8 protein-coding genes are annotated in these 11664 nt (G+C 34.3%); 3 read left to right on the top strand and 5 right to left on the bottom strand.

What is annotated here, in order from left to right; translation table 11 throughout:
- Window positions 1-25 precede the first annotated feature (25 nt).
- From HHX25_RS12885 to HHX25_RS12875, 3 genes are read left to right on the top strand one after another with little or no spacing between them, the layout of a single operon-like run.
- Window positions 26-1033: a TRAP transporter substrate-binding protein gene (locus tag HHX25_RS12885; protein ID WP_169674128.1), complete on the top strand. Its 1008-nt coding sequence runs from the start codon at window positions 26-28 to the stop codon at window positions 1031-1033.
- 38 nt (window positions 1034-1071) lie between these two features.
- On the top strand, window positions 1072-1533 hold the full coding sequence (locus tag HHX25_RS12880) for a TRAP transporter small permease (RefSeq protein ID WP_169674125.1): 462 nt from the start codon (window positions 1072-1074) through the stop codon (window positions 1531-1533).
- The gene (locus HHX25_RS12875; protein WP_169674122.1) at window positions 1530-2804 is read left to right on the top strand and encodes a TRAP transporter large permease; all 1275 of its coding nucleotides are present in this window, start codon (window positions 1530-1532) and stop codon (window positions 2802-2804) included. The genes HHX25_RS12880 and HHX25_RS12875 overlap by 4 nt, the downstream gene beginning before the upstream one ends.
- Before the next feature lie 22 nt (window positions 2805-2826).
- Here the strand turns inward: HHX25_RS12875 and HHX25_RS12870 are convergent, their stop codons facing one another.
- The 5 genes from HHX25_RS12870 to HHX25_RS12850 all read right to left on the bottom strand — a co-directional run bounded on the left by HHX25_RS12870 (window position 2827) and on the right by HHX25_RS12850 (window position 11624).
- Window positions 2827-4200 (bottom strand): sulfatase, encoded by a 1374-nt coding sequence (locus HHX25_RS12870; RefSeq protein ID WP_169674119.1) that lies wholly within the window; start codon window positions 4198-4200, stop codon window positions 2827-2829.
- A 224-nt stretch (window positions 4201-4424) separates the two neighbouring features.
- Window positions 4425-6029: a sulfatase-like hydrolase/transferase gene (locus HHX25_RS12865; protein ID WP_240964530.1), complete on the bottom strand. Its 1605-nt coding sequence runs from the start codon at window positions 6027-6029 to the stop codon at window positions 4425-4427.
- Between the two features lie 33 nt (window positions 6030-6062).
- Window positions 6063-7544 carry a glycoside hydrolase family 28 protein gene (locus tag HHX25_RS12860; RefSeq protein WP_169674116.1) on the bottom strand — a complete coding sequence of 494 codons (1482 nt, stop codon included), beginning with the start codon at window positions 7542-7544 and terminating at the stop codon, window positions 6063-6065.
- 45 nt (window positions 7545-7589) lie between these two features.
- A complete protein-coding gene (locus HHX25_RS12855; protein ID WP_169674113.1) occupies window positions 7590-10391 on the bottom strand; it encodes an NPCBM/NEW2 domain-containing protein in 2802 nt (933 codons plus the stop codon).
- Between the two features lie 312 nt (window positions 10392-10703).
- Window positions 10704-11624: a family 43 glycosylhydrolase gene (locus tag HHX25_RS12850; RefSeq protein WP_169674110.1), complete on the bottom strand. Its 921-nt coding sequence runs from the start codon at window positions 11622-11624 to the stop codon at window positions 10704-10706.
- Window positions 11625-11664: the final 40 nt, after the last annotated feature.

The following is an 11664-nucleotide window of genomic DNA, read 5'->3' as shown; positions in this document are numbered from 1 at the left end:
AGCTCATTAATTAATTTGTAGAGATATGAGTATAAACGAAAAGAGAAAAATTAGAAAACTATATGTTATACGCCTTTTTGTTTTCATTTTATGTTTCTTAATACTCACCAATTGCAAAAAGAAAAACCAAGACACTTATTTATTTCGTGCCAGTCTTTTGGTCAATGAGGACCACACGGTTTTTAAAGGTTTTGATTATTTCAGTAAAATTTTAGAAGAACGTTCAAATGGCAGAATGAAGCTTCAGGTATACCCTTCCGAGCAATTAGCCAAAGAAATTGAAGCCATAAGGCTTATTCAAGCCGAAGTCATCGACATGACCGTAACAAGTTCTCTACTTAACAATTGGTTTGAAACTGCCGTCTTTTGTGAACTCCCTTTCTTTTTTAAAGACACAACTGAGGTTCAGAATTTTATAAAAGGGCCTGTTGGAAAACGCATGGAAGACCAAATGATAAACATCACTGGGTTGAGACCTTTAGGTTATTTTCAAAGAGGTGCAAGGCATCTTACCTCAAATAAACCAATTAAGCACCCAGATGATTTACAAGGTTTAATCGTGAGAGTCCCTAATGTCCCTTCGTTTGTTACTACTTGGGAATCTTTAGGTGCCAAACCAACACCTATGGCATTTTCTGAAGTATTTACTTCATTGCAACAGGGTACTATTGAAGCACAAGAAAATCCTTTTGCTTTTATTAAAAATGCTGGGTTTTATGAGGTTCAAAAATATGTTAACTTAACGGGACATGTTTTAGGTTTTGGATACCCGGTAATTGGTGAAAAACAATTTCAAAAATTACCTGAGGATTTAAAAGTTATTTTGCTGGAAGCAGCAAAAGACATGCAAGATTATGAGCATAAATTATTTTTAGAAAACGAATCAAAAATTAAAGCTGAATTAAAATCTAAAGGCATGGAATTTATTAATGTAGATAAAGAAGCCTTTATTAAAAAAAGCGAAAAAGCCATTTATAATAGCTTATCTAAAGATATGCAAGCTGTTTATCGCGAATTAAAAGACTTAGATTAAGGAAACGAACATTCATAAATTACTTAAAATTTAAACGTGTGAAAAAATACATTGAAAAGTTTTTGAAAATTGGCACTATTTGGAGTGTTTTTCTGTTAATTGGGTCGGTATTATTACAAATATTTGCTCGTTTTTTTTTAGAGCAAGCTCCATCATGGACCGAAGAAGTATCCCGTTTGTTCTTTATCTTTTCGGTAGCTTTTGCATCGGCTTTAGCTTTAAAATCAAATTACTACATTCATTTAGATGTATTTTTTAATATGCTAAAAAAACGCTGGCAAAAAAGAGTTCAACTATTAATTTTAATCACTGTCTTTTTACTTTTTTTAATACTTACCATTGGTGCTTTTGAATTTGTCGTTATGGGCTTCACCGAACACTCACCAAGCATGGGTATTAAAATGGGCATTGTATTTTCCAGCATGCTTATTTTAGGAATTGCCATGTGCTATTTTATAGGCCTTAAACTATTAAAACAACTTAAAAAACCACAATCATGATATTAGTCTTATTTATTGTTTTTGTAGTGTGTTTAGTACTACGTTTCCCTATTGCATTTTCATTAGGGCTATCATGCTTGGTTTATATTGTTTTAAATGGTATTCCCATAGTGGTTATTCCTATGAAACTTTATTCAGGAATCGATGTCTTTGTATTGTTGAGTATTCCTGGGTTTATCATGGCGGGAAACCTAATGAATTATGGTGGACTTACAGAAAAGATCGTTAATTTTTGCAACCATTTAATGGGGCATATTACAGGGGGATTATCTCTGGTAAATATAGGAGCATCTATGTTATTTGCAGGTATTTCAGGAACTGCTGTCTCAGATACAGCCAGTATGGGTTCCATTATGATTCCTGCCATGAAAAAGGAAGGTTATGATGCCGATTTCTCGTGTGCAGTAACCGCTGCATCATCTACTATGGGGCCAATAATCCCACCTAGTATTCCTATGATTATTGCAGCAACGCTAAGTGGATTATCGGTTGGAAGACTATTTCTTGCTGGCGCACTTCCTGGTCTATTATTAGGAGGAGGCTTAATGGCAACTGCTTACTTTATATCGAAGAAAAAGAAATATCCCAAGCATCCAAAAAGTAGTTTAAGACAAGTATTATATAGCTTTAAGGATACGTTTTGGTCTTTGTTAATGACCTTCATTATTCTTTTTGGAATTATTGGAGGAGTTTTTACTCCGACCGAGGCCTCCATCATTGCCGTGATTTATGCGTTGTTAATTGGTGCTTTTGTTTATAAAAAACTAAGCTTTAAAAAAGTTCAAATTATAGTTTTAGATTCCATGAAAACCTCAGCATCTCTTATGCTATTGGTTGGTTTTGCCAATTTATTTGGATGGATTTTAATCACTGAACAGGTTCCACAATTAATCTCTTCTGAAATTCTGGGAATTTCCACAAACAAGTATATGGTATTGCTCATGATAAACATTCTCCTCATTTTTGTGGGAACGTTCATGGAAACGATTGCCGCATTATTAATTCTCTTTCCTATTTTGCTTAAACTAGCTATTTCTGTAGATATAGACCCTATTCATTTTGCTGTGATTGCCGTGTTAAATCTCATTATTGGTTTAACCACGCCTCCTGTAGGGGTTTGCTTGTTTATTTCTTCAAGTATCGGAAAAGTATCCATTGCCAAGGTGAGCAAGGCAGGATTCCCATTTTTAATCGTTAGCTTTATAGTACTAGCTTTGGTTACTTTATTCCCAAGTATCTCATTAACATTACCAGAGTGGATTTTGGACTAATACAAAACTTTTTATTTGACCTTTATTCCCTGCTTAAAAGGTGCCTATTTAATGCTTTAGATAATTCTTCTAATTGTTCCCTATTCTCTGTTCTATCAGCTATATTTATATTTTCCTCGTGATCAATTTCATGATTATATAGCATATGCGATTTTAGGTTTCCTTCCCTATCAAAATATTGTGTATAACTAAATTTATGCGATTTAATGGTTTCTCCCCTTCCCCATCTGGAAAAAACATAATCGTTTATTTCTATATTTGGATTTATTAGGGTTTCCTCAAAACTTTTACCATCTATATGTAAGGGTTTTTCAATGTTATTAAGCTCGCAAAGTGTTGGATATATATCCACAAAACTAATTAAGGATTCAGTTTTTATTCCTTTTTGAGACTTAGGCGTTTTAACAATAAGAGGGGTACGCAAAGCATTATTAAAACAAGAGTGTTTACACCATAAAGAGTGCTCTCCCAGACTCCAACCATGATCCCCCAATACCACTATTGTTGTGTTTTCGTATAGATTTAATTTTTTCAGTTTTTTAATTACCCGACCTATTTGGGCATCAATAAAACTAACGCTTGCATAATATCCATGACGAAGTTTTTTTGCTTGTTCAGCTTTAATAGGCAAAGTGTCTTTAGCAATATTTGTATACCCTCTTAGCTCTCTGTAATTAAACCAAGCAAATTTAGGTGAATTAAAAGGCATATGCGGATTTTTAGCTAAAGTGATCTCATCTTCATTATAGAGATCCCAATATTTCCTTGGAGAATTAAAAGGAAGATGCGGCCTAATAAAACCTATTCCCAAAAAAAAGGGTTGCTCAGATTTTGATAACTTTTCTAATGCTTCTAATGCTAATTTGGTCGTTTTTCCATCATAATATACAGAATCTGGAACATCTGCAGCTTCCCATGCAGGCCCTGCAGCTCCTAATGGTAATTTTTCTTTCTTTGTCCAACTATTTTCAAGCGATTGGTAATCTCTCCATAATTCCTGCTGTTTTATGCTATTAGGATAATCAGGTCTGTAAGGTGTTTTTGACCAACTCTGAAGTGCATCATCTGGATGATGAAAAATCTTACCAATAGCTAAAGTTAGATAGCCATTATTTTTAAAATGTTCGGGCAAGGTGGTTATTTTTGGAGCATCTTTATCTACTCTTGACCCATAATTGGTAAAACGTTTTTTAGTAGGATATAACCCCGTTAATATACTTGCTCTCGAAGCGCCACATACAGGAACATTGCAATAAGCATTACTAAAAATAACACCATCCTTAGCCAATGCATCTATATTTGGAGAAACTATTTGTGTTTTGCCAAAGCAGTTTAATTCTGGACGTAAATCATCCACCATGATAAAAACAACATGTTTTGGTTTATTATTCTTCACAACTTTCTCGCAACTAAAAAGAGTCAAAATAAAAATGGATATTAAGCTACATAATGTTACCTTTTTTAATATATCTTTCAAATGTGTTTGTATATAAAGGTTTATACAGAATAAGAGAGGTATGAAAACTTATAATAAAGTTTTTATTATTATGAGATATCAACTATACAAGATATAATCATTCCAATATTTCTAAATAGGTGCCTCTACTTAATGCTTATATGCTAATAATAATCCCAGAAATCATATTTTAAACTCAATCTAGGGATGTATAAATCTTGTAGATTTTCTTTTTTATCACCTAGTTGAACGGCTTTTTCCCTCATCTCCCTTTTCATTGCTGCAACAACTTTCTTATATTTAGGGAAAAATGCCAGATTTTGTGTCTCCCAAGGGTCTTCGGTAATATTAAAGAGTAAAGTCACTTTGGAACCTGTTAGCTGTTCTGTTTTTTTCTTTGAATTATATTCAGGAGCTTTTACAAATTCAATTAATTTAAAATCTCCTTTTCTATAAGCACGTTGATGTTGCCTATAAGCATGGTAAGTATAGTCCCGAATGGCTTTCGCTTCCCCTATAATTACTGGCTTTAAACTTTTACCTAAAACCGATTCTGGCATTTTTATTTGTGCCAAATCACAAATTGTTGGAAAAATATCATGTATATAGGCATAGGTATTCACTTCTTTTCCTTTTTCTTTTATACCTCCCGATATAATAAAAGGGATATGGATACCATCTTCATCATACAAATTTTGTTTGCCCATTAATCCATGATTGCCTACTGCCAAACCACTATCACCTGCCAATACTATTATTGTATCTTCATATTGCCCACTATCTTTCAAAGCTTGAACAACCTTACCTATTTGATCATCTAAATGGGTTATTATCGCATAATAGGATGCTAATTGTTCTTGTGCGACCGTTTTGGTTCTAGGAAAAGTTGCCAAACGCTCATCTCTTATATAAAGGTGTCCATTATCAAAAGGATGTTGAGGCATATAAGAAGGAGGCAGCTCAACATCTTTAACGGGATACATATCTTTATACTTTTGTGGTGCCTGTCGTGGATCGTGTGGTGCATGAAAGGCTAAGTACATAAAAAATGGATTCTTACTTCTATACTGCCTTATAAACTTACTCGCACTATTTGCAAAAACTTCAGAAGAATGTGGTGCTAATTTTTCATTTCCTATTTGCCCTCTTTTATCCTGCTTATTAATATCTCTTTTTATTACCTCTCCCTTGTCATCATACTCCAAAAGGTAGGCTTTATCTTTAGGAAATTCTCCTGTTTTGTCCCAGTCCCACATAGGCATTCTAAAATGGTCTTGAAGATAAACACCTAAACTCATAACCGTAGATCCTGAATCAAAAGACCTACTTAAAGACGCTATATCCTGATGCCACTTGCCCACGATATGCGTATTGTATCCTGCCTTTTGAAAAGTCTCTCCCATGGTTGTATGGACTTTGGGAATATGCCTTCCTTCTCCTTTTAAACTAAACATATTTCTACCCGTAAGTAACATGGCACGACTGGGAACACACGTGGCTCCAGTGATAGCTCCCATTAAATATGTTTTGTTAAATCGAATACCCTCTTTAGCTAAACGGTCTATGTGTGGCGTTTTTATCTGCTGATTTCCTAACACATGCACACCTGTATATCTATGGTCATCCGTATAAATTACCAATACATTCTTCTTTTTCCGCTTTTTCTGTGCGATGCCTTTATTTGGAATGGTTATACAGCATAGTGTTACCAAGCCTATGATTATGGCTTTGAAATTTTTCATTCCTAATCGTTCTTTAATTTTGCTCATTATTATTTAAAAGTGTTTAACCCATTCTGTAAATTATTTATCATACTGAATATGATTATCGGAGGTACTTCCACTAATATTTACATTTTTAATAACGGTATCTGAAGAATTAGCGATTGCTATTGGCGTAACTGCGCCTTCATCCTTTTCGGTATATATACCATCTAATTTGAATCCCTTAACACCATCTATTTTTATAAGATGTCTCTGTTCTTGTTCTACGGTATTTATTTTGAAATTCTTGATTTGAATATTCTCGGTATGACGAATATAAGCACCATATGCAGGTAACACGCCAAACTTTAAATACTCTGGATATTTCCTTTCATTTTCAGGGACAACCTTATCAACCACATCTGCCGTACCTGCAAAATACATTTTTGCATCAATGTTCTCAATACGTACATTTTTAATCTTTGCCTCTGGTATGCCTGTTATAAAAATTGTAGAAGCAGGAGCCATGCGCCATTCCTTATATCTCTTTCCATGAATTTTAATGTTACTGATTTTGATACCGTTCATAGAGCCTACAGCTTGTTTTTCTGCGTCTCGATATGTACGAAGCCTGCTCCCCAAACGGATAAAAATTGGCATTTCTACATCATTCATTTCTAAATCGTGAATGTTTAGGTTTTTAATATTAGCACCATCTGCACTTAATATTTTTACACCACCGCCTTTGGTATCGTAGATATAACAATCGGATACTTCTATATTTTCAAAATTCCCCATAGACTCTGTTCCAAATTTAATGGCTCCCCAGCTACTGGATAACAAACAATTTGAGACTTTACAGTTTTTAGTTGGGACTGGACTGGTCGTTTTAAAGCAAATAGCATCATCGTGCGCATTAATATCACAATTCGTAATGACTACATCTTGGGAAGAATCGATATCAATACCGTCTCCATTTTGTTCTGACTGCGACAGAAGGCGTATCCCATCAATGTTTACTTTTTTTGATTGAAATAAATGTATGGTCCAAGCAGCAGAATTGCGCACCACAACATCTCTTATTTCAACATTAGTACAGCCAACAATTCTCACCAGAAAGGGTCTCTTACTTCGTTCACCCTTTCCAAAAATCATATACTCACCCCTTCCATTTATAACACCTTTACCTGTGATGGCAATATTTTTGGCATCTTTCGCTCCTACTAAGCAATTCCCTCTTTTTTGACCAACCGCATCTGTAAACGGGTCTATATTATAATAATCTTTCAAATAGTAACTGCCTATAATTTCTGCGCCCTTTTCCAAATGAAGTGTTACATTATCTTTTAAAAGAATGGTACCACATAAATAAACGCCTTTTGGCACTTTTACCACCCCTCCACCTTTCTCACTTACTTTATCAATTGTATTTTGTATGGCTTTTGTAGTTAGGGTTTCACCATCGTTTACTGCTCCGTGGTCTAAAACAGACATCTCTAACACCTGAGATTGACATGAAAAACTTGCTATCAATAAGATAATTATGGTGTTTAATTTTGTGAGCATATTTATTACTTTCATCTGTTTATACTTTTATACTTATTATACTATTAATCAATACGGTTTTTATTCTGTAAACATCGCATTTGCCCATACTGCTACAGCCTTCCCTTTTGCAATTAATTTTATAGAATTGTAGCCCTTCAATGCTACTTCTATATCTTTTCCTGCCTTGCCTTTAGAAATTTCTTCGCTTTTATACAGTTCTTTCCATTTCTTACCTTTTTTAGCCATAATAATAAACGTACAACTTCCTTTTCCATAATTATCATCTGCACCTATAGTTGATTTTAGCCCTTTAATTTTTGGAAAATCTGATAAATCGAAAACAATTTCACTTTGTCCTTTATCTTTATTAGGCTTCAACGTTATACCGTAATCATATTTTTTGCCTGCAATGGTTAAAGTACCTCCTCTGTAATTACTATCTCTTCGAGGGCCCTTATCTGCAACCCAGCCTATATCATCTATGCCACTTAAATATGGATATATTGTTTGTTCGATTGGTTCTTCTTCCATCCAGCTTTGAATTGGGTACAACTTGTAGGCATCTTTAGGATAGCTAAGCCCCGTAGCTTCAGATAAGCGGAACTTGTTTTTTTCATACAAGGCACTTCTATATGTCTTAGCGTTTGGCGGATTGGTTCTGTATGTATCTTTATACAGTCCTATTTTACTCATGTCACAGGCTTTGAAACCTGAAAACGTTTCAAATTCAGGTTTTAAGGTAAAATCAAGAGATTTAAAATCTACAAAATCTGTTTTAGATATTTTACGCGGTGCATTATACTTAAAACTCTTAGGAAAGGCAACCTCCATTTTCTTTTTATGGTGAATACCTCCGTCACTTTCGGTAAGTTGAAAGGATCCATGGATGTAAAAAACATTATATGGATAGCTTTCATCTACTTGGTCACTATAGGAATTTGTAATAGAGCTATAACTTTGCGCAAATGGATTTTCTTTCATGTATTTTGCAAAATCGGGAAAGGCACTTCTAAACGGTTCCTTATTCCAGGCCTCTTTTCCTATGGCTTGTTCTGCATTATAAATTCTATCTTCTTTATTGCCTCTAGGGAACTTGCCACTCTCAAAATTCACTCTAATTTCTTCGTATTCTTTTTCAATAGCTTCAGGTGTAATTGGTCTTTTGTTTGTTCTCCAAATGGTACCACAGTCAATAGCTATATTATCTTTTATATGACAACTAGGCCCCATAGTTACGATACTACCTTTACCTGTTTTATAAAAAATGTTACTTCTATAGGTTGTACCAGAGCCACCATCATCATTTCTTATAGCTATAATAGGGTGTGCAATGCCTGGATGCCCAAACATATTGTGAAAGAAGTTGTTCTCTATAACGTTACCATTACACCAAATATTTGCGCCCTGGTATAATATATTCCAGTCACCCATACCCCAACCTACATCAAAAAATTCATTGTTTCTAAATTCTATATAAAAACCAGAATACCAAATACCAGAACTTATTTGATGTACAATATTGTTTTCGAAAGTCATACCGCATCCAACAAGACTAATGGCTCCATACCCCATGGATTTAAAATCATGAAAATCGCAATTAATCACATAGTTATTACACTTTTTAAGTGTTTTAAAATCGCCTCCTGTGATACTTAAGCATGTATCCATATTATAAAAATCACAACTTCGAAATCCGTTATTTGTACCATTTACTGTGGCTGCCATACCTTGTAAATTCCTAAAAGTGCATCCTGCAATTTCATTATGGCTACCACCGTTTATGTCTAACACTTTTTTACCTCCATTTTCAAAAACAACTCCTTCAATTTTTATATAATTTGTGTTTTTTAATTCTACCATGTTTGGTCCACTAGGTATGGCTATTGTTGCATTTTCAAAACCCTTATTATCTATTGGCCACAAATACAATTTGTTTTCTAAACGATCTACATACCATTCCCCTGGCATATCCAGTTCACACAGTACGTTTAAAAACACCAATCTTCTATTTCTTAAAAACTTAGGCTTTGGATTATCTTTAGAGTAACCTCCTGTATATTTTACACCTCCAATGCCATAGCGCGTGGCGTCCAGTAATTGAATTTCTCCTTTTTCGGAAACTCTTGCCAATTGATTGGGGTCTTTTGCCCAATCGATACTTAAGTAACCATCTTGACGAATATCTAATGTACGCTCCAATTCAGCCTTCCATAGAGAGAAATCTGTTTTTTCCTTTATAGTAAATTTTCCCCCTGTAGGTTTTTCATAACTATATGGCGCTTCTTTCTCTGATGTTTTTAACCAACGAAGTGTTGGACCTATATCTACAACCTTATCTAAAAGGTTATACCCTCTATTTGGCCATTGTGCCAACTGTAGCATGTGCTCATTCCATGCTAAAGCACCATAATCACCTTGTCCATTACCAAATTGGTTAACCAAATCGGTACTTAAGTCCGCAACAAGAACATGTCCTATTGCCTTTGGATGCAATCTCGACACTTCTTTATCTGTCGCTTTTCTAAATATTTTTGAGGATAGTTCTGGCGCTGTTGAAACATACACTTTTCCTTTATTTTTAGCTCGATAAATTACAGGATACCCTTCTACACCTCCGTCTTCTTCTTCGAGAACAAAGGTTGATGATAAGTGATAATGGCCATCATCTATAATGACTATATGGCTTTCTTTTTCTAAATGTGTTTTTCGATATTCACGAATGGCATTACGCACTTCTTCCAAGGATGCAAACGGTTTTTCTTTTGACCCTACTCCAGTGGTTTGCTTACCTGTGGAAACATACCAGTATTTTGTTTTACTAGCAAAACAGCTTGATATTACAAACAACGCAAATATCAATACGATACTTTTTTTGTACATTCTATTTTTAAATTATTTGAAGAGAACTTCTCTAAGGGATTAAATGCTATTAAATTTATTAATTAACTAATAGCTAAAATAACGACTATGGTAATTAGATTAGGATGTTAATTTGGTCAATATAGTGTTATAAACATTCAACACAGTAATATTTTTTCAACGTTTTATTTTTAAGAATCTATTAAACAGATCATTGCATAAAAAAAGATTACAACAAAGACTCTCTAACATTTACTTCGGATTTTAACTTTTTAAATAACTATTTTTTAAAATGAACTATCCTTAAGGCAAAAATTCTATGGGTTTTCTCTACTAAAATTTGATTCCTTTATCCGTTCTTATAACTTCTTTAATACTCCCATCTTCATTAAAAGCCATATAATCTGCACATATTTTTCGGGCTTTGTTACATTCTTTTCTATGATAAAATAACATCCATTTATCTTTAAATTTAACGACCGAAGCATGATTATTTTCCGCTGGTCTTTCATCTGGCGCCATTAGCGTACCTTTATATTCCCATGGTCCCAGGGGACGGTCGCTCATATAATAAATTAACCGTTTGTAACCTTCGGATGAACATATATAATAATACTTATTTTTCCGCTTGAATACAAAAGGTCCCTCATAGTGGCTATAAGGAATATGGGCTACATCTTTCAACTCTACAACAGTCTCCTCTTTAACGGTGACCATATCGTTATTGAGTTCTCCCATTTTATATTGGCAATACAGATAAGCTTTGCCATCATCGTCCACAAATACATTAGGGTCTATTCCCCAATTTGCGACTACCAATACTGGTTTTTCAAATGGGCCAAAAGGCTTTTTACTTCTTGCGACGCCTATTTTCCATACCTTGTCCTCCATACCTTTAACAGGGAAATAAAAATAATAGCGACCATCTTTTTTTACACAATCCGGAGCCCAGGCATTATATACTTTCCATCCTTGTTGGTTTAATTTATCTAGTGACAGTACAGGACCGTAATCTTTCCAACTTATGCCATCTTTAGAAGAAAAAACATGCCAATCGTTCATGGCAGAATAGCTGGCCATACAGGGTACATCGTGTGACGTATAAAGCCATATCTTATTATCTCCCCAATTTCGGGCAGTAGGGTCGGCAGTGTATAGTGCATTCATGTTTAGGGGATTATTTTGAGCCGATATATAACTACATCCTGTAATTCCAACCACAATCCATATCACTATTTTTAAATGTAAATGCATATTTTTAATGAACTGAAGGTAAATTATATGATTTTGAATA

The organism is Flavivirga algicola (assembly GCF_012910715.1).
GTDB lineage: Bacteria > Bacteroidota > Bacteroidia > Flavobacteriales > Flavobacteriaceae > Flavivirga > Flavivirga algicola.
This window is presented reverse-complemented; position numbering and strand designations above follow the sequence as displayed.